Source organism: Gluconobacter sp. (assembly GCF_047722525.1).
Classification (GTDB): domain Bacteria; phylum Pseudomonadota; class Alphaproteobacteria; order Acetobacterales; family Acetobacteraceae; genus Gluconobacter.
In genome coordinates this window covers 1-18,061 of the sequence record NZ_JBDNYY010000031.1, presented here as the reverse complement: position 1 = coordinate 18,061, position 18,061 = coordinate 1, and the positions used below count along the sequence as shown (strand labels likewise).

The window sequence follows — 18,061 nt, the reverse complement described above, 5'->3', positions numbered from 1 at the left end:
CCGTCGCATCCCACCAGGAGCGCAATCTGACGTCTGATGGCAGCAAGCTGATCGGATCTCACCTTGCTGCCTGTCACCGTGACACGCTGCTTGGATGTGGTGGTGAGCAGAGCACTGACTGCCCAACAGGGTTTGGTACAGCCATTATGGGCTGACTACACGAAAGTGCGTTTTACGTACGCTTAGGGTGAACGCCTGAAGAACATCCCGTTCGAAGTCATGCAGCCAGCAAGGAAGCAGGCATCCGGAGCGGCCGCAGCTTTCCGGTTTCCGGTTGTTCCTCGACGTTCCACCGATAGTCGCCCGTCAGGGAGATATGCTCCCAGCCGAGCGGCGCGATATGCCGCGCCAGATCATCGGGAATGCCGAGTGACTGGATGGCGGCTTGCAGATAGCGCGTGTTCCAGAGAATGATTGCCGCGACCAGCAGGTTCAGGCCCGATGCGCGGTAGGCCTGATTTTCAAAACGCCGGTCCCGCAATTCACCTAACTGGTTGAAGAACAGCGCCCGGGCGAGTGCGTTGCGTGCCTCGCCCTTGTTTAGCCCGGCCTGGGTGCGTCTGCGCAAATCCAGATCCCGCAACCAGTCGAGCATGAAGATTGAGCGTTCGATCCGGCCGATTTCGCGCAAGGCGACCGCCAAACCGTTTTGCCGGGGATAGGAGGCGAGCTTGCGCAGCATGGCCGAGGCCGTCACGGTGCCGCTGCGAATGGACATCGTCAGACGCAGAACGTCGTCCCAGTGCGCCGCGACATGATCGGCCGCAATCGGATCACCGGTCATGCCGCCCAGAAGATCACCCGGGATCTGGCCGGGCAGCAGGTGCAGCTTGCGCTCTTTCAGATCCCGCAGCCGCGGTGCGAACCGATAGCCGAAGAACGGCATCAGCCCGAAGACATGATCCGAGGCGCCACCCGTGTCGGTATAGTGTTCCTCTATCGACAGGCCGGTCGCGTGATACAATAGGCCGTCCAGCACATACGGCGCTTCCCCGGCCGTTGCGGCAATTACCCGGGTCGCAAACGGATCATACTGATCGGAGACATGGGTGTAGAAACTCACGCCCGGTTCACTGCCGTTACGCGCGTTGATGTCGCTGATCGCAGCACCCCGGCCACCGGCAAGAAATTGCTGTCCGTCGCTCGACGATGATGTGCCGTCGCCCCACAACGCCGCCAGCGGCACGGTGCGATGCGCCTCGATGAGGCGACCGAGCGCTTCGGTATAGCCGGTCTCGCTGATGTGCCAGTCATGCAGATGGGCCAGCTGGCGCAGGGTAGCACCCTGACAGGTATCGGCCATACGAGTCAGCCCGAGATTGATCCCGTCCGCCAGGATCACCGTCAGCAGCGCGTTCTTGTCATCAGCGATACGGCTGGAGCGCCGATGGGTGAAACAGTCGGTGAAGCCGGTCCAGGAATCGACCTCCAGCAGAAGATCGGTGATCTTGACCCGTGGCAGCCGATTATACGCGGCCCGCCGCAGATCCTCGACGACTGAGGGCGTGATCGCTTTCAACGGCGAAATCACGAGGCCACTTCCGTCCAGGCGCACCTGCGGCAGTTTCCCCTGTCGAGCCAAGTCCGATACTTGCATTAACGCGGTATCCAGCGTGGCGCGCCGTTGGGAGAGGAAGGCCTCGGCTGTTCCGTTGATCGCCAAGGGCAGCGGACCACGGGCACGCATCGCCGCGAAGGTAGCCTCCGGCAAGAGATAGCTGTCGAAGGCGCGGTACTGACGGCTTTCCGTCAGCCAGACGTCACCAGCGCGCAGGCGCTCGCGTAGCTGGATCAAAGCGCATAGCTCGTAGGCTGGGCGCACGAGCACCCCATCCTGCCTGACGAAGGCGCGCCAGGACGGCGGGATGAACCGGGTCGGGCACGTTTCCGGCAAGCGACGTTTACCGGTGCGGTAGAGATCGCCAATGAGCTGCACCGCCTCCAGCAACCCCTGCATGGCACGACCACCCCGAAACTGGAACGCGTTGAGGAATGGCCCGATAGCCGGACGAATGGACCGGTGCCGATCAATGAGTTCAGCCGTGCGGTCGACCGTTTCCGGCGCCGTCAAGGTTTCAGCCTTGCCAATTGCTTCGTCCAGACGCGGCCAATCGATCGCCGTGATGGCCGACAGCGAATCAATGCCTCGGGCGCGCGCCTCGATCAGGTGACGGCACGAGGCCATCAGCAGGCGCAGTTGCGCCTGCAGTGATCGCACCGTGACGATCGCCTTGTCGCGCGTGCGATTTTCGGCGCGACGCATCATGCTGCCGAGCAGCTTATCCATCATCGTCAGCGCGGCATCAGTCAGTATCTCTTCGAACCGGATCCCACCCGCCACCAGAATGGCATGGCGTCGACCGACGGGAAGCTCGGCCAGATGCTGGGGGGTGATCCGGGCGGCCTCGTCACTCAGGCGGTCGAACGCCATGCGCGGGATGGTCGCGGCGCGCGAGGCGTCCAGCTTCAACGCCCTCACATGATCGAGGCGTTCCAGCAGACGCAGCACATTGCGCGATGCCGGTGACAGAGGCGGATTGCGCAGCCATGACAGCCAGGAGGCACTGCGCTCGCTGCGGCGCTCCAGGATTCTGTCCAGGCGAGAGCGGGTATCAGGCGTCAGGTCACCCGACAGCACGTCCTGCACAAGCTGATCTGCCTGCTGACGGGCGCGGCGGACCAGCGCCTCGATTACCGTTACCGACGGCAGGAGGATCTTGCGGCGTCGCATCTCGTCGATCAGGATCACGGCCAGACGGGATGGCTGGGTCACGTTCTGCGCGATCGGCATCGCAAAAAGGGTCAGATCCTGAAACGCCGCCCGGTCGAAGGCCCGGTAGCCGTGACGCCGCATGAGAGTGGCCAGATGCGACCGGCGGGTTTCGTCACGACGCGCATAGTGCTGCCAGATGCCGGGTGACAGATCGAGCTGCCGTGCCACGAACGCCAGAATGGGGGCGGGTGGCGTTTCGCGTTCCTCCAGAACGCGTCCCGGCCAACGCATGTAGAGCATGACCATCGCAAAGCCCAACCGGGATGCATCGCCGCGACGGGTCGCGATCAGATCGAAATCGTCCTGTCCCAAGGTGGAATTTCGCGTGATCTCACGTTCATCGACGGAGGGATCAAGATGTCGCGCAAGCGCTTCGCGGGTCAGCAGGCGACGGCGCGCCATGATCGTACATCTCCCTGATGTGTCCGAAAGAGGATCGTTGAACGGACCCGCTCTGGCCGACCAGATGACCCATGGAAAACGGCCAAGAACAGAGTCTCATATAGATAGTACGATATTTTTTGCGATGAAGGGTCCTTATACGTTACAATATTTCCCATGACGCACGTCCTGATTGGCTACGCCCGCTGCTCGACCGACAAGCAGGACCTCGCCGTGCAGCGTGAGACCCTGCTCAACCTCGGGGTCGCCGCTGAACGGATCTATACTGACAAGGGATTCACCGGAACGACCCGGACCCGCCCTGGCCTGGATCAGGCTCTGGCAGCTGTGCGACGCGGTGACACCCTCGTCGTGCCAAAACTCGATCGGCTGGCCCGATCGGTGCCGGACGCGCGCGCGATCGGAGACGACCTCGCCGCCAGGGGCGTACGCCTCCAGCTCGGTGCCAGCGTGCATGACCCGTCCGATCCGATGGGCAAGCTCTTCTTCAATATCCTCGCAACATTCGCCGAGTTCGAGGCCGACCTGATCCGGATGCGAACCCGCGAAGGCATGGCGGTTGCCCGTGCCAAGGGCAAACTGCGCGGCAAGAAGCCCAAGCTCTCCGAGCGGCAGCAGAAGGAACTGCGCCGGATGTACGACACCGGCGATTACTCGATCAGCGATCTCGCCGACGTCTTTTCAGTGTCACGGCCGACGGTTTACCGAACGCTTGTGCGTTTAGCTGCTGTGCCTGCAACGGAAGCATGACTGGCGGCAATTATGTTGTATGCGAAGGTCAGGGAGACAGTTCGATAGTTTCGAACGTTCCAATCTAGACAATCTCATGGATGGTTCAGAAGCTTCGGATCATTCTGGTGACACGCAATCCAGGAGAGTTACGATATGACCGAGCCCGATCAACACGACATCGTCATCATCGGTGGGGGCGCAAGCGGCACGCTGACGGCGTGGAACCTCGCCACCCGCTACGGTATGACTGCGACGCTGGTCGATCCGTCCGACCGTCCCGGCTTCGGGCTCGCTTACTCAACACCGTCATTGAAAAATCTCCTGAATGTCCCGGCCAAGGGCATGAGCGCCGACCCGGCCGACCCCGACCACTTCTTGCGCTGGCTGGCCGAGAACGTGCCCGGCACGATCGATGACGGGGAGTTCGTGCCGCGCGCGCTCTATGGCCTTTATCTTCGCAACCTGCATTCTATCGCAGCTCCTGAGCACGTCCGGCAGCGCGCCGTCGGTTGTCACCGGATCGACGGCGGCTTTGCCGTGACACTCGCTGACGGGGAGGTGCTATATGCCAGACAGGTCGTGCTGGCTTCCGGGCATTTCGATCCGGCGCGCCTGCCCGGTATCCCGCGCGAACTGGACGACACCGGCCGCTATCACCACAACGCCTGGGATGAACGGGCATTGGCCAACGTTGCGCCCGATGACGCGGTGACGCTGATCGGCACCGGCCTGACCACGATCGACGTACTACTGCGTCTGCGGGAGAACGGCCACCGCGGACAGGTGACGGCCCTGTCGCGTCGCGGCCTGTTTCCCGAACGGCATGCGGCATACACGAAGCTGCCAGCACCTGTCTTTACACCCGGAAATACAGCATCAACCGCACTCGCCTACCTGCGCGCTTTCCATGCGGCACTGAAACGCGGCACCGACTGGCGGGCGGCGGTGGACAGCATGCGTCCGGTCATCAACACGCTGTGGCTGGCGCTGCCGGATGTCGAAAAATCCCGTTTCCAGCGGCATTTGCTACGGCGCTGGGAAATCCTGCGGCATCGTATGGCTCCGCATATTGCAGATATCCTTGACCAGGAGCGTCAGGCCGGAACCTTGCGCGTGCTTGACGGGCGCGTGACCGCAATCAGCACCGGCGAAGATGGCCTGATCGTCAGGGCCGGCGACGACATGACGATCACCGCCGCCCACGTCATCAACTGTACCGGCCCCAGCCTGAAATACCAACGCGCAGACGCGCCCTTGCTGCACGATTTGTTCAATCGGGGTGAGATAGTTCCTGGTTTCAAGGGCGCGGGCCTGTCCTGCACGCCGGACGGTGCGCTCATCAACGCGGAGGGCGACGTGGCGGACGATCTGTTTACAATCGGCCCGGCGCGGCTCGGCGTGCTGCTGGAGTCCATTGCCATTCCGGAAATCCGCGTGCAGGCCCGTGAGGTCGCCGACCGGCTGGCGCAGGCCGTATGATCCCGCGCTATACCGATCACGCAGCCAATGAGCGGACCTTTCTCGCCTGGCTCCGCACGGCGCTTGCCATTGTGGCCTTCGGCGGCGTACTGGCGAAATTTGACCTGTTCCTGCGTCTGGCGGCAGACCAGCACGATGCCGCCGCACCGCGCCCTTATGGGGTCACCGCCGAACTGGGCGTCGTGTTCGTCGCGCTCGGCGTTGTTCTGTTCGCCGCAGCGTATCGGCGGTTCCAAGCCACGCGTACGGCAATCGCGGCGGATACGACGCATTACTCGGTCGGTCCTGGGATGGAGCGCGCGCTAACGATTGCGCTTGGTGCCCTTGGCTGTGCCGTGCTGGTGGCCCTGACCCGGGCGGTAGTGTCATGACGCTGGAACAACTTCGGATTTTCGCAGCTGTCGCCGAGCGCGAGCACATCACCCGGGCCGCCGAATTCCTCAATCTGACGCAATCCGCCGTCAGTCATGCCGTGACCCAACTGGAGGGCGAATTCCAGCTTGCTTTCTTCAGCCGGATCGGTCGCCGCATCGAACTGACACCGGCCGGTCGGTTGTTCCTTGAGGAAGCGCGCACCGTGCTGAACCGCGCAAACATCGCGCGCGAGCGGATGTTCGACCTCGCGGGCCTGCGCGACGGCAGCCTGCGCCTGCATGCCAGCCATACCATAGCGAGCTACTGGCTGCCCGCGCGTCTGAATGCGTTCCGCGCCGCGTATCCCGGCATTCGCCTACACGTCACGATCGCCAATACACGCGATATTGCGGCAGGGGTGCAATCGGGCGAGGCGTCGATTGGCCTGGTGGAAGGCGATCTGCCGACGCCGGACTTGCACAGCGATGTCGTCGCTCAGGATCAGCTGCTGCTGGTCGTGGCCCCCGATCACCCATGGGCGTCGACCCCGCCCGCGACCCGCGATCTCGCGCGCAGCCCGTGGGTTCTGCGCGAGGCCGGGTCGGGCACGCGCATCGAGTTCGAACACGCACTCCACGCCCTCGGCGTCGATCCGGCCGATCTCGACGTGATGCTGGAGGTCGCGTCCAACGAGGCGATGGCCAGCGCCGTGGAGACGGGGACCGCTGCTGCTGTGCTCTCGGCAAGCGTGGTGGCGGGCCGGATCGAGGCCGGGCTGCTATGCGCCGTGCCCATGAACCTGCCGGACCGGCAGTTCCGCGCGCTGCGCCACCCGCAACGCCGCCTGTCGCCGGCGGAAACTGCCTTTCTCGCCCTGCTGGGCGCCCCTGTCACAGTGAACAAGCCATGACGAAGCCGCTGCAGAACCTCGCCCATCCGCGCGAGATGATCCGCCAGTTCACGCCCAACTGGTTCGCTGCCACCATGGGGACGGGTATCCTGGCCCTCGCGCTACCGCAGATCCCCGTCGCCGGTTCGTATCTCCACGGCGTCGGCACAGCGTTGTGGCTTTTCAACATCGCCCTGTTTGCCCTGTTCGCCGGGCTTTATGCCGCGCGGTGGATGATGTTCGGCCACGAGGCGCGGCGGATCTTCGGGCATGGCACGGTATCGATGTTCTTCGGCACCATACCAATGGGACTGGCGACAATCATCAACGGCGGCATCGCGTTCGGCATTTCGTTGTTCGGTGAGGGCATCGTGGGCATCGCCCATGCGCTGTGGTGGCTGGACGTGGCGATGTCGATCGCCTGCGGGGTGCTGATCCCATATCTGATGTTCACACGGCACGAGCATCGTCTGGAAGGCATGACGGCGATCTGGCTGCTACCGGTCGTGGCGGCCGAAGTGGCGGGGGCATCCGGGGGACAGATCGCGCCGCATCTGGCGGATGCGGGCACGCAGCTCACCGTGCTGCTCACGTCCTATGTCCTCTGGGCGTATTCGGTGCCGGTCGCGTTCGGCATCCTGACGATCCTGACGCTACGCATGGCGCTGCACAAACTGCCGCATGAGAGCATGGCGGCGTCATGCTGGCTGGCGTTGGGACCGATCGGCACGGGCGCGCTCGGAATGCTGGTGTTGGGTGGGGACGCACCTGCAATCATGGCGCTGCATGGCCTGCGGGAGATCGGCATCGCGGCCCACGGCATGGGGGTCTTGGCGGGGCTGCTGTTGTGGGGCTTCGGGCTGTGGTGGTGGTTGATGGCGTGCCTGATCACGGCGCGCTACTGGCGCTCGGGCATCCCGTTCAATCTCGGCTGGTGGGGCTATACTTTCCCGTTGGGCGTTTACACGGTCGCAACGTTCCGGCTCGGTGCGATGCTCGATTGCGGGTTTTTCGGCGTCGCGGGCACGGTGTTCTGCGTGATGCTCGCCATCATGTGGCTGGTCGTCGCGGCCAAGACGCTCGCCAGCGGGTGGGCGGGAAATCTGTTCGTCTCTCCCTGCATCGCAACCCCGGAGTAGAGCGCATCGGCGTACGGCCTGATTTCGTCGACCGTGTATCCAATGAACCAGCGCATTGCGGCGCATTACCCTGAGAAACGCGTTGCAGGGCGCTGAGCTTTTCTCGAATGAGGCCTTCCGGGTGAAAGAGCAACCCGGTAATCTATTTTATCGAACGTTCTAAGCGATACGTTTCAATTTTCAGCCTCGTCCCCTGATCGTATCAAAGTCTTCACGAGAAGCGAGGCGGGAAATCGGTCCTGGCCGCGAAGCTCGAAAGGCAATGATTTGCATTCCGGAGAGTGTCTCTGCCCCTCCGAAAAATCATGCGCCGAAATGCGATCACGGGAACAGGCTTCCATGAAAATTTTTGGCAAATCGAAGGTTCTGCCTCTCGCCTCCGTCCTGACGGGACTGGCTCTGCTTGGCGGATGCGGAACGGCAATCACCAGCAGCAACAATCCCTCGCATGAACGGGCGCGTCTGTGGTGGGACTACAAGAGCCTGCCCGTCAAGTTCATCGGAACGGTTCCGGGTCAGACAGACGCGACGCTGGCTGCCCTTTATCCGACACAGGACGGCGTGGCATCGGCAGACAGCCGTCGTATCGTGATGTATCTCAACGCCGTGCGATTGCCTGCCAAGGACGAACTCTGCTCCGCCGAAACGGAATTTGCCCAAGGCGGGCCGAAAGGCGGTTTGACTCAGGTCACCGCAGCCATGTGTGACGGATCGAAAGAAATTACCCGCACCTCGGGACAGATTGCCACAGACGGCGCCTCTGCCCGGTGGCTGACGATCGGCTTCGACAATATTCGCGACCAGCTCTACACGGCGCTCACGCCCGGAGCTAATCACCCTTACATGGGGAACTGAGTTGTCCAATGCCGCGCGTGAAGTCGCTTGGGATATCAAGCGCGGCATCGGCATCGATGTTCAGTGATGGATCAACAATGGCAGCATCTCGTGGGCAAGAATGTCCTCGGTCACGCCTCCGAAAAGCCTTTCGAAGAAACGCGGATGCGTATAGGCGCCCATAACGAGAATATCCGCATTTGCGCGCAGTGCATGATCGCGAAGCGCGATCCCTTCACCGTCATCAATCCGAAAACGGTCGATACCGACACTGATGCCGGCATCCATCAACCGCCGGGCAGGATCAGGCATACATTCATCAGGGAGCGCTCCGATCAGGAAGGTCACGTGTTCGGCAGTCAGCAGCAACTTCCATGCCGCCGATAGTGCGGCATCCAACGCCCGGGACGGCTCCCACAGAATGACGGGACGAACGCCGATCGTCCGGGGCGCCTGCTCAGGAGCGATTAATACGGCGGCGTTGGCATCGAAAAGTGCTGCCATGAGAGTCTTTCTGGTCCGGTCGGGGTCGCTTGGCATGTGTCTGCCGACGACCACGAGATCGGCTTTCCGGCTTTGTTCGGCGACGATACTGCGAACGTCGCCTATCGCCTGGAGCCATTGTGCTGAGCCCGTGTCCGCGAGCGTCGTCATCCATCGCTCGGCGATGTCGCGCAAGGTACCACTCAAATTCTGTTCGCGCTTTTCGAACTCGGCGTGTTCGCTCTGCGTCTCGATGCCTTCGTCCTCAGACTGGAAGTCCGGATTGGTCTCCTGCCGCGGATGCAGGATCGTCACCTTGCAATCTTGCAAACGCACCATGAGGCTATCGACGGTGCGAAGGGTCTGGAGCGCCGGCCCAGGCCGATCGAGAATGGCCAGTATGTGCATGATAGATCTCCACTCCAAAGATAAACGACCTTCGGGACGAAGAGAGGCGCACATGTCTCCTCGTACCGATTGCGGCACAGAGGAGTCATCAGCCTTGCGGCGGTTTCAGGGGAACCCCATCCCCTTGTCCAGGACGACGAAATTCTGCTGTTCGCGCGTCATCGGGATTATGTGCGCCCGGCAGTGAGGGCGAGCAACAAAAAAGGAGGGCTGGCAGGTCACAAATACAGGAAACGGCTCTTCTCGGGATTAACCATGCCCCGACGGCGGCACCCTGAAGTAGCGCACTGCGACCGCTTTATGTTAACTCTCCCGACAAGGGGATGGAGCTCCCCCTTCAACCGCCCTCGCAAGGGCTGATGGCTCCTACCGCGACACAATGGCGGTGGGAGTGCGTCTGCATTTCGCCGCCCGAAACAGCGGGTTCCGTCCGAACTCGCGCAGAAAGGGAATGGCATGTCGTTTACAACCTGTCTTATCGTCATGGTCGGAGGCGCTCTCGGCACGTTGGCGCGTTACCTGGTTTCCGTCGCGGCCATGCCGATCAGCCGCTTCATCCCATGGGGCACGATCCTCCCCATCAACGCGCTCGGCTCGTTCGTGATCGGTTTCTTCGGCACGTTGACCCTTGCGGACGGGCGCTATCCGGTGTCGGAAAACATGCGTCTTTTCGTGATGATCGGGCTCTGCGGCGGCTATACGACGTTCTCATCCTTCAGCCTGCAGACGCTCGACCTGATCCGTAACGATGCCTGGGGGCGGGCGTCCGTGAACGTGGCTGCGTCGGTCATTCTCTGCATCGGTGCCGTGGCGCTGGGCCATATCACGGCCGACGGGTTCAACACGGGCGCCATCCGCATCGCCCAGACCGCAACCGAAGAAGACGCCTAACCGATAGGGCATCATGATCATGAATGGCTCAGGTGTGCCCCCTTGGTTGGTATGGGCTCTGTTATCAGCCGCCTTTGCGGCAATGACGGCAATCCTCGCCAAGCTCGGCGTTCAGGGGGTTGATTCTGATATCGCAACTTTCGTGCGCACGATCGTCATCGTCGTCGTGCTGGGAACGTTGCTTGCCCTCACCGGCAAGCTGCGCGCGCTAGACCCCATCGGTGGGCGGACGGTCCTCTTCCTCGTGCTGTCGGGTCTCGCCACGGGAGCATCATGGCTATGCTATTTTCGCGCGTTGAAGCTGGGCGATGCGGCGCGCGTGGCGCCTGTCGACAAGCTGAGTGTCGTTTTCGTGGCGATTTTCGGCGTCCTGGTCTTGGGCGAACATATGTCCGCCAAAGGCTGGGGCGGGGTTGTCCTGATCGCCCTCGGTGCTGTTCTCGTTGCCGTGGGCTAGGCACCGCGGCCATAACGCCGCATTGTTGCGCAACAGGGCCAATGAGTTTGTGGGGGCGTGCCTGTGCGCCGTGTTTGCCTGGTGCCTGACGGGTCCGGTGCACGCGCAGGGCGATCCCCAGGGTCTGAGCGCTAATTTACCCGTCAGGCTCAAGGACGCCTTTGTCACGCCGTCAGGACATGTCGCGCTGCAAACGGCCGAGCGCGTGAGTATAGCCGGCGACGGGCGCTACAGCGCGCGGGGTGGTCCGGCCATCAAGCTGGGGCTGCCCGGCCGGATCGAACTGAGCTTTGCGCCCGTGCGTCAGTTCGGCGACGCGTCAAGTGTTCATGGCAATCTGGCGGGCGCGGAAGTGGAATGGAACTTCCGCCAGCAGGGGCGCTACGTTCCGGCCATGCTCATATCGCTCATCCGCCAGGAGCCTTATGGGGGCGGCCATCAGGGACCACGCGACAGCGTCCAGTTCGTTGCGACGAAATCGCTTGGCCGTTCCAGGCAAGCGCCCAGGGTCGGCATAGAAATCGCCTGGACGCGATCCTTCAGGGTTCGGCCTGACGAGCGGCCGAAACGATGGATGGTCGGGATGGTCAGCTCGCATCTGATAGGGCCTCGAACTGCGCTGGTCGCCGATGTGGTGCGTCAGCAGCAAACCAGGCAACGACGCCTGTCGAGCTTCGTTGATATCGGCTTTAACCATATTCTGGAGCCGGCAGTAACAATAAGCGGTGGTCTCGGGGGCGGTGTCGCCAGCGATCGTGGAGCTGTGCGGGTTTTCATCGGCCTGAAATGGACCTCCGGGGTGATCTTTCAGGGGCTATGACCGAAGTCACATCGACGAGCGATCAAGAAAATCGAACGTTTCGTGCTTTCAAATGAGTTGGTTCAGGTGATCAAGAGAAGCGCATGATCAGGCTCTCCAAAGGAGACCGACTATGAACGACATGACTTCAAACCTTCGCGCCGACCGTCGCCATGCCCTGCTGGGCCTGATGGCGGCCACCGCCGGCGCCACGATCGCCACCACTTCCACTGCCTTGGCAGCACGATCTTCCTCGTCCCATGCGGACGGAACCGGCAATCTTGCCGTGCTGACCTCGCAGCTGGCCAGATCCCCGCGCCGCCGCGATTTCAGGACCGTGCCGATGGTGCTCGACGACCCGCACATGTGGGACGCCCAGGCACTTGATCTGGTGATCGCCTATCGCGGCGAGCGGAAGCAGGTCTGGGACAACACAGCAATCGATAGCCCCTGGCTCAACCTGATGCGCAATTCCGTTAACGCACAGGTGTTTTCGTTCAGACACCCGGACTTTCTCGCGGTGTCGGCCACGCATGGCTCCGCTCACCTTGCCCTCTATGACCAGACAATCTGGGACAAGTATCAGCTGGCGAAGCTCGCCGGGCCGGCCTTTGCGTCAAACACGCTTATCAAAACGCCAGACGGTGCTCTCGATGCTTCGGCTCACGAGGATACGAAAGGCCTTTTCGGAGCGGCAGGCAACACGATCCCGATTTTGCAAAAACGCGGCGTCGTCTTCATGGCCTGCCACAACGCGATCTGGGAGCAGACGGGCAAGCTGATCGAGAAAGGTATCAATCCCGATCGTCTGTCACACGAGCAGATGGCCGCCGAACTGACCAATCACCTGATCGACGGCGTCGTCCTGACCCCCGGCATCGTGGCAACGATCCCTGAACTGCAACATGCCGGTTTCGGCTACGTGAAGTGAGAACGACCATGACACCGTCAAGAATAAGAAAAACCCTGTTGGCCACAGCTGCGGCGACTTTCGTGCTGTCGACTGCTGCGGCGTTGGCCGATCCGGTGCAATGGAACGGCAAGGCGCAGACCCCGCATTACGCAGAAGACGTGTTTCCGCCGTGGCAGTGTCAGGTTGCGAGACGTCATTGGCGTAATCAAGGATTTCGTCGACCTGTTTCATGATGTCACGACCAGCCGGTTTGATATAGTCTTGATTACGTGACGCGGGATGTTTTTCAAGCCATGAGATGATGCATTGGGCGGGAGCGATGCCGCCCAGAACACGCTGCGGGCGATGATTGTAGGCGAAACAGAAGCCTCTGAGCAGAATTTCCAGATCTTCATGGTTTGAGACACAGACCTGCAGTACTTCTGTAGCGACACGGCCATTGAAGCGTTCCACCATTCCATTGGTCTGAGGGGAGTAAGCCTTGGTCCGGCGTCGGTCGATTCCCATGTCATGACAGGCTTTTTCGAAGGCGTCCGCTGTAAAGCAGGAGCCACGATCGGTCAGGATATGGGTGATCCGGAAAGGAAAGGCCGATTTGACGGCATTGAGGAAATCAACGGAATTATCCGCATTTTCCGCGTCATAAACAGCCAGGTGCACTGAACGGGAACAGCGATCGATGGCGACATACAGAAAACGTTTCCGCCGGTCCCCATCTGCTGTCTGTAATTTTGGCAGATGTTTCACATCGATATGGACATAACCGGGATCGTAATCGCGGAACTTTCCCTGTCCCCGAACTGGTCCGGCCTTTGGAACAGGAGGCAGCCTGTTCAATCCGGCGTCTTTCAGTATCCGCCAGATATTGTCCCGGTTCAGATGCGGCAGGAAATGCCGTAAGACAAAGGTCAGATCATCCAGACCAAAACCGGTAGAACGCCGAAGCTGACAGACAATGGCGCGCTCCTCCTCCGAGGCTTTCCAGGCCAGCCTCCAGGGACGGCTGCTGCGGTCCTGACAGGCGTCCGAACCACGCCTGCGCCACTTGCGGACTGTTTCATCGCTGATCCCGTAGCGTCTGGCGAGCACGGATGTCGGTTCTGACGAACGAGCTATCTCAGCCCGGACAGCCGGTGTCGTGCGTGCCTGTGGGTGGATCTGAAGCATCATTCGGTCTCCCTGCAAACGGAAGAAAACAACGAAGCATAACGCGGTATCGCCCACGCTACATCATCCCAATGACGTCTCGCAACCTGACAGTTACGAGAGACTTACGCGACCTTTTGTAAAACTACGGCCGAAAGGGATGCGCCTCAGCCTACAGCTAAACCTTACATGATAGTTCGTTTAACGTTCTCTCTAAGCGTACGTTAAATGCACTTTCGTGTAGTCACCCCATTATCAGCTGTTGGGTCGATCCGTACTGCCAGATCCGGAATGACGAGGTTCTCATCGTCCGTCAACGGCACAAGCATTACGTTTGGCCACTCAGGCGGAAAGAGGTCGTCTTCGACAACAACAGCCGGCCGACGCTTGTTGGGCTCCTTCGGCAGGGCATCTCCGCGCCAGTCCGCCAGCACAATTTCTCCAGGCGAGAAGATCGCTGCCATGGCAACCGGCCGATCAGGCGCCATGAGTTCCGCCAGCCTCTTCAAAAAGCGCCTGGGCGGAAGGCGTCGTAGCGACGTAGCGGGCAACACGCGCACTGTCCCTGCGGATCCGGTCTCGGCGCGCACTCTTTGCCCCTGTCTCCAGCAGATCACGAATGAGCTGGCTCAGAGGGATACCGCGTGCCGTTGCTTCCTGCTCCAGGTCAGTGCGCAACCGCTCGTCCAGACGGATCGAAAGGGGGGATGCCATGACGAACTCCATACGTTCAGAACGTCATTAACGTAGCGCAATTCCGTAGTGCAAAACAACATATTTGGCAAGGCAGAATGCGCCGAGAGGACTTCGGCCTCGGCCCGCCCCGGCCCCGCCGGATGCAACGCCCGCAGGGTGGCGCGAAGCGCAAACTGAAAGTTTGCATTTGTGTATGGAAAAAGAAAAAACCTGCAACGATCTTGCCTCGATCTTAGAACGATAGCGCAGCGATAACGGCACGATCTTTGACACGATGCGAGGGTAATGCTAGGCGTAGCTCAACGAGGAAAGACGCAGACATGAGTGCAGCGATGGCAGTGGGGGGAACCGACGGCGCAATGTTCACCGCATTGCTGGGCTGTCAGCGCGGAACATGGGCGCACTCTCCGCTTTTCCAGTGGATGACCAATAACTATGAGGCGATGTCGCAGGCCATCACGGGCAAAAAGGTCCGCTGGCAAAAGATGAGCGAGGCTGCGGAATCCGCGGGTCTTACGAATGTGAATGGAGAGCCGCCAAAGCCTGCGACTGTCCGCAGTACGTGGTACCGTGTCCGCAAGGCTGTCGGTGCGATGCAAAGGCAAAAAGAAGAAGCCCGCAACACAGCTTTGGCAGCTCGTGCCGCAGCCCGCGCGGCCTCTCAGGCACAAAAGCAGGATGACGCTGAAGGACGGGAGACACTGAACCGTCGCATGGCGGAAGCCGATGCGGACCTTCGCGAAAAGCAGTTACAGGACGCCCGCGATCGCAGCCGGTCAGTCCTGTATCCTGAAACGGTCCCGCAGGTACGGACTGAAGCCGCCCCGCCAGAAGAACGTGAGGCCGCTCCTGCCTTGAAAATCGGACGGGTGGCCGAGTTTGTTGTCATGAGAAAGCAGGCTCCACGCTATGGCAGGGACCGGGACATTCCTCTGCCACCGCCCTATGTTGGTCCACGTCCCGCAGGAATGCCGAAGGATCTGCCACTTGAAGCCCTCATGCCACTTGAGGCTTCTGGGCGAACTCCCGAGGGCAAACTCGACTTCGAACAAATGCCGGGTCTGCCGCGCCGTTCCTTCTTTGACAGAGACCGGGAATGGGCACTTGCCTGCCTACCCATGATTGAGGTCATCCCCCCGCGCGAACGGAGCAAACCTCTCAAAGCGATGTTCTGTCTTTTGAAAATGAAGATCGGACGCTAATCCGCGCCCACCTGAGCTGTCTGCACTCACAACGGGATCTGGGAAAATGATCGAGCCGTCTTTGGCGGATCATTCAATGTCAGGAAACCAATGTGACCGAAAAACCAAAACGCCTTTCAACGCCTGAGCTGCATGAAGCGATTATAAAGTCTCTCGAACTACGCTCCCTGATCAAGGCCGGACGTGGAAATCTTGGTGGAACGACTTGCCTCGCTCCGCTTGCGGAGCGAGCCATTTTTCAGGGGCGGCCTCTTCTTCTGGGGGACGGAGATGTTCGTAACCCCGGCATTTCCCTGTTCAAAGAGATTTATAAAACTCACGGGCTTCCTTGCCCGTCAAACGAGGAAGCCGGCCACCTGAAAGAATGGTTTGCCAACAGCTTCAACGAAGCGGCCATGCGCAAGTCGTCCCTGATGATCGACATCGGGGGGGGCGACAGAACCTTGGAGGAATGGGCCGCCGAAGATGACATCATCGGTGCGGCGGATGCCGTCGGGATCCCGGTCACAGGCCTGTTCATGTGTGGCTCCCAGCCCGGTGACATCGCCTACCTTGAAAAGCTGTGGGCCAGCGGCCAGTTCCGGCCCCGCCGTGGCATCATCGTCCTCAACGAATGGACCGTTCCGGCCGGGCATAAGCCGGACACTGTTTTCAACCCGATCATGAATGATGAGCGCCTTATGAACGTGGCGGGGATGGAAACTGAATTTCTGCGGATTCCAAAGCTATCCTGCATGAAAGAAGTACTGGCGAGTGGCCTGACTTTCCATGACGCCGCCGCGGGTAAGCCGGGACAGGACGGAACGCCCCTCGGTCCGATGCGTCAGTGGCTTGTCAAAAACTGGCTGGAGAAAATCGAGGAAAACATCTCGGATGCAGGTATCGAAGACTGGCTACCATGAGACGGAGCCGCAAATCCGAGCCGGATCTGCTCGACCGGCTGAAAACAGGCGCCAATCCCTTTGGAGGGATTGGCAACCGGAGATTTCTCGACCTCCTTGCAGACGGAGAGCAACACTTCGTCTGTTACAATGCGGTGGGGGAAGCTGAGCATCTTGATGTGACCGATCTCGGCGTCACCATCCGCTCCCTCTCCACCATCCGGTTTCCCGTGGGGGTATCGTTCTGGGAGTGGGAGCCCAATGGAACGGAGCGGCTTCCGCCGCTTCGAAAAAACAGCGTGCCGACCCGTTGTGGATTTCTGGTGATCGCGGATCAGTCAGGGCAGCGCGGGATGTTGCATTATGCAGACTACCGTCCGCGCATGAAACTACACGGCAGGCCCATGGCAACAGTCTATCCGGTTTCTTTGACGTTCGATCTCCGGGATGACTGCGCTCCACCGGACACGCCACTCTTTTTTGGCGATGAAAGCCATTACACCCACCAGCCTGATCTTCCTCCCGAGGCTCTGACGGCGTTTGACGTCGAGGCGAGCCCGAAGGATGCGGCGGCGCTGATGAGCCATTTTGGAGCGATGCCCTCCCCGCTCTACAAGAACAATCCTGAACTCGCCTTCCCTCAGGATGTGTCTTTGTTCTCGTCGAAAGACTGGGTGCTTTTCCAGTCCTTGGCCGATGACCTGATTCATGAGGCCACACCGTTTATGTGCATGCAGTTGGTCATTCGGGCAGCGCATGTCCGCAGTTGGGCCATCGAACAAGGCACCGGGGCGGGGCTTCGGAAGGTTACCCTGTACGATACCGAGGTCCTGACATGAGTGAACTCACAGACAACGGGACGCTTGACGGACTGGCCGAGGCGGGTCGGCTGATGGAAGAAGCCGCCCGGCTTGATGGCATTGATGAGCATTCTCCTCTTGGGCGATGGATCAGAGCCCAACGCAAGGGAATGGACGCCTTTGCGCGGGTTGTTCTGTCGTGTGCCTCTGAAATGCAGGATTTCAGAGGGGAAGCCCGCGACATCATCGAGATGGCCAAGCAGGAACAGACCACCCTGCGGGACCAGTTCATCGAAAGCCGTCAGCAGGTCGAAAAGCTGGGGGAAGTCGCGGCGCGGAATGTCGAGAAACAGGAACTGTTTCGAGACCGCGAATTGCAGGCTACCCTTGGTCGGATCGTCTCTGGCGTGACCTCGGAGCTGCGCAAGGAAGTTTTCGACCAGTTGCGGACGGAAATTCCGACGCATGAGCGCCAGTTCTACAAGGAAGCCCGGTGGCGCGCCTATGTGCGGATGACGCTGGCCGGTGCGGTCCTTATCGGACTCGGCTTTGCGTCTGGCTACACGTATGACGGCTATGCGGCGAGTGTTGGCCGTTATTGCGCAGAGCATCAGGCGTTCGACACGAAGGGCGCATCATGGTGCCAGATCGTCCCGCCGCCGATCCTGCCGAAGTCCTGAGCGGACTCTTGCACACCCGCACCAGGGCGAAGCCCTGACGCAGCATATGTCACAGCCGCGCTTGCGCGGTTGTGTCCATTTTGGCGCGGTCTGACCGGACAAC

Annotated in this window: 18 protein-coding genes, 1 pseudogene and 2 riboswitches; of the genes and pseudogenes, 14 read left to right on the top strand and 5 right to left on the bottom strand. The window is 60.8% G+C overall.

The features are described 5' to 3' along the window. Positions 1-217: 217 nt before the first annotated feature. Complete coding sequence (locus ABF859_RS14155) at positions 218-3,175, bottom strand: Tn3 family transposase (protein ID WP_346006271.1); 2,958 nt, start codon at positions 3,173-3,175, stop codon at positions 218-220. Between the two features lie 156 nt (positions 3,176-3,331). Between ABF859_RS14155 and ABF859_RS14150 the strand changes: the two genes are divergently transcribed. The 6 genes from ABF859_RS14150 (at position 3,332) to ABF859_RS14125 (ending at position 8,623) form a co-directional block, all read left to right on the top strand. Then, the gene (locus ABF859_RS14150; RefSeq protein WP_010510905.1) at positions 3,332-3,925 is read left to right on the top strand and encodes a recombinase family protein; all 594 of its coding nucleotides are present in this window, start codon (positions 3,332-3,334) and stop codon (positions 3,923-3,925) included. A 135-nt stretch (positions 3,926-4,060) separates the two neighbouring features. Then, on the top strand, positions 4,061-5,386 hold the full coding sequence (locus ABF859_RS14145; protein ID WP_010510907.1) for an FAD/NAD(P)-binding protein: 1,326 nt from the start codon (positions 4,061-4,063) through the stop codon (positions 5,384-5,386). Further along, entirely contained in the window at positions 5,383-5,757 is a 375-nt protein-coding gene (locus ABF859_RS14140; protein ID WP_010510909.1) for a YidH family protein, read from the top strand. Before ABF859_RS14145 ends, ABF859_RS14140 begins: the two co-directional genes overlap by 4 nt. Further along, complete coding sequence (locus ABF859_RS14135) at positions 5,754-6,650, top strand: LysR substrate-binding domain-containing protein (protein WP_010510913.1); 897 nt, start codon at positions 5,754-5,756, stop codon at positions 6,648-6,650. The genes ABF859_RS14140 and ABF859_RS14135 overlap by 4 nt, the downstream gene beginning before the upstream one ends. After that, on the top strand, positions 6,647-7,768 hold the full coding sequence (locus ABF859_RS14130; protein WP_010510914.1) for a TDT family transporter: 1,122 nt from the start codon (positions 6,647-6,649) through the stop codon (positions 7,766-7,768). The genes ABF859_RS14135 and ABF859_RS14130 overlap by 4 nt, the downstream gene beginning before the upstream one ends. 339 nt (positions 7,769-8,107) lie before the next feature. After that, on the top strand, positions 8,108-8,623 hold the full coding sequence (locus ABF859_RS14125) for a hypothetical protein (protein ID WP_010510917.1): 516 nt from the start codon (positions 8,108-8,110) through the stop codon (positions 8,621-8,623). Positions 8,624-8,683: 60 nt separating this feature from the next. Here ABF859_RS14125 and ABF859_RS14120 read toward each other — a convergent pair whose 3' ends face one another. Next, positions 8,684-9,493 carry a universal stress protein gene (locus ABF859_RS14120; RefSeq protein ID WP_010510919.1) on the bottom strand — a complete coding sequence of 270 codons (810 nt, stop codon included), beginning with the start codon at positions 9,491-9,493 and terminating at the stop codon, positions 8,684-8,686. Positions 9,494-9,565: 72 nt separating this feature from the next. After that, positions 9,566-9,626, bottom strand: a riboswitch (Fluoride riboswitch). A 177-nt stretch (positions 9,627-9,803) separates the two neighbouring features. After that, positions 9,804-9,869, top strand: a riboswitch (Fluoride riboswitch). 80 nt (positions 9,870-9,949) lie between these two features. On the opposite strand from ABF859_RS14120, the gene crcB reads away from it, so the two are divergent. The 4 genes from crcB (at position 9,950) to ABF859_RS14100 (ending at position 12,571) form a co-directional block, all read left to right on the top strand. Beyond that, on the top strand, positions 9,950-10,384 hold the full coding sequence (crcB, locus tag ABF859_RS14115) for a fluoride efflux transporter CrcB (protein WP_010510921.1): 435 nt from the start codon (positions 9,950-9,952) through the stop codon (positions 10,382-10,384). 13 nt (positions 10,385-10,397) lie between these two features. Continuing rightward, complete coding sequence (locus ABF859_RS14110) at positions 10,398-10,841, top strand: EamA family transporter (protein WP_010510924.1); 444 nt, start codon at positions 10,398-10,400, stop codon at positions 10,839-10,841. Next, the gene (locus tag ABF859_RS14105; protein ID WP_415528324.1) at positions 10,828-11,661 is read left to right on the top strand and encodes a hypothetical protein; all 834 of its coding nucleotides are present in this window, start codon (positions 10,828-10,830) and stop codon (positions 11,659-11,661) included. Before ABF859_RS14110 ends, ABF859_RS14105 begins: the two co-directional genes overlap by 14 nt. A 112-nt stretch (positions 11,662-11,773) precedes the next feature. Further along, positions 11,774-12,571, top strand: a complete 798-nt coding sequence (locus tag ABF859_RS14100) for a transcriptional initiation protein Tat (RefSeq protein ID WP_010510927.1) — start codon at positions 11,774-11,776, stop codon at positions 12,569-12,571. 299 nt (positions 12,572-12,870) lie between these two features. Here ABF859_RS14100 and ABF859_RS14095 read toward each other — a convergent pair. From ABF859_RS14095 to ABF859_RS14085, 3 genes and pseudogenes are all read right to left on the bottom strand, one after another. Continuing rightward, positions 12,871-13,720: pseudogene (locus tag ABF859_RS14095) on the bottom strand (IS481 family transposase); the annotation flags it as partial. Between the two features lie 203 nt (positions 13,721-13,923). Then, positions 13,924-14,163: a type II toxin-antitoxin system PemK/MazF family toxin gene (locus ABF859_RS14090; RefSeq protein ID WP_415528323.1), complete on the bottom strand. Its 240-nt coding sequence runs from the start codon at positions 14,161-14,163 to the stop codon at positions 13,924-13,926. 13 nt (positions 14,164-14,176) lie between these two features. After that, positions 14,177-14,413, bottom strand: coding sequence for a hypothetical protein (locus tag ABF859_RS14085; RefSeq protein ID WP_346006268.1), 237 nt, complete (start codon positions 14,411-14,413; stop codon positions 14,177-14,179). Positions 14,414-14,715: 302 nt separating this feature from the next. Between ABF859_RS14085 and ABF859_RS14080 the strand changes: the two genes are divergently transcribed. From ABF859_RS14080 to ABF859_RS14065, 4 genes are all read left to right on the top strand, one after another. Continuing rightward, positions 14,716-15,597, top strand: coding sequence for a hypothetical protein (locus tag ABF859_RS14080; RefSeq protein WP_415528322.1), 882 nt, complete (start codon positions 14,716-14,718; stop codon positions 15,595-15,597). Positions 15,598-15,689: 92 nt separating this feature from the next. Next, the gene (locus ABF859_RS14075; protein WP_346006266.1) at positions 15,690-16,499 is read left to right on the top strand and encodes a hypothetical protein; all 810 of its coding nucleotides are present in this window, start codon (positions 15,690-15,692) and stop codon (positions 16,497-16,499) included. Then, positions 16,496-17,317, top strand: coding sequence for a hypothetical protein (locus tag ABF859_RS14070; RefSeq protein WP_346006265.1), 822 nt, complete (start codon positions 16,496-16,498; stop codon positions 17,315-17,317). The genes ABF859_RS14075 and ABF859_RS14070 overlap by 4 nt, the downstream gene beginning before the upstream one ends. Beyond that, positions 17,314-17,958, top strand: coding sequence for a hypothetical protein (locus tag ABF859_RS14065; RefSeq protein ID WP_346006264.1), 645 nt, complete (start codon positions 17,314-17,316; stop codon positions 17,956-17,958). The genes ABF859_RS14070 and ABF859_RS14065 overlap by 4 nt, the downstream gene beginning before the upstream one ends. The last annotated feature ends 103 nt before the right edge of the window (positions 17,959-18,061 follow it).

Coding starts and splice junctions, on each gene's coding strand:
- ABF859_RS14090 (WP_415528323.1), bottom strand. CDS start 14,163: ATGGCAGCGATCTTCTCGCCTGGAGAAATTGTGCTGGCGGACTGGCGC.
- ABF859_RS14080 (WP_415528322.1), top strand. CDS start 14,716: ATGAGTGCAGCGATGGCAGTGGGGGGAACCGACGGCGCAATGTTCACC.
- ABF859_RS14125 (WP_010510917.1), top strand. CDS start 8,108: ATGAAAATTTTTGGCAAATCGAAGGTTCTGCCTCTCGCCTCCGTCCTG.
- ABF859_RS14070 (WP_346006265.1), top strand. CDS start 16,496: ATGAGACGGAGCCGCAAATCCGAGCCGGATCTGCTCGACCGGCTGAAA.
- ABF859_RS14120 (WP_010510919.1), bottom strand. CDS start 9,493: ATGCACATACTGGCCATTCTCGATCGGCCTGGGCCGGCGCTCCAGACC.
- ABF859_RS14155 (WP_346006271.1), bottom strand. CDS start 3,175: ATGGCGCGCCGTCGCCTGCTGACCCGCGAAGCGCTTGCGCGACATCTT.
- ABF859_RS14110 (WP_010510924.1), top strand. CDS start 10,398: ATGATCATGAATGGCTCAGGTGTGCCCCCTTGGTTGGTATGGGCTCTG.
- ABF859_RS14130 (WP_010510914.1), top strand. CDS start 6,647: ATGACGAAGCCGCTGCAGAACCTCGCCCATCCGCGCGAGATGATCCGC.
- ABF859_RS14135 (WP_010510913.1), top strand. CDS start 5,754: ATGACGCTGGAACAACTTCGGATTTTCGCAGCTGTCGCCGAGCGCGAG.
- ABF859_RS14145 (WP_010510907.1), top strand. CDS start 4,061: ATGACCGAGCCCGATCAACACGACATCGTCATCATCGGTGGGGGCGCA.
- crcB (WP_010510921.1), top strand. CDS start 9,950: ATGTCGTTTACAACCTGTCTTATCGTCATGGTCGGAGGCGCTCTCGGC.
- ABF859_RS14085 (WP_346006268.1), bottom strand. CDS start 14,413: ATGGCATCCCCCCTTTCGATCCGTCTGGACGAGCGGTTGCGCACTGAC.
- ABF859_RS14150 (WP_010510905.1), top strand. CDS start 3,332: ATGACGCACGTCCTGATTGGCTACGCCCGCTGCTCGACCGACAAGCAG.
- ABF859_RS14065 (WP_346006264.1), top strand. CDS start 17,314: ATGAGTGAACTCACAGACAACGGGACGCTTGACGGACTGGCCGAGGCG.
- ABF859_RS14140 (WP_010510909.1), top strand. CDS start 5,383: ATGATCCCGCGCTATACCGATCACGCAGCCAATGAGCGGACCTTTCTC.
- ABF859_RS14100 (WP_010510927.1), top strand. CDS start 11,774: ATGAACGACATGACTTCAAACCTTCGCGCCGACCGTCGCCATGCCCTG.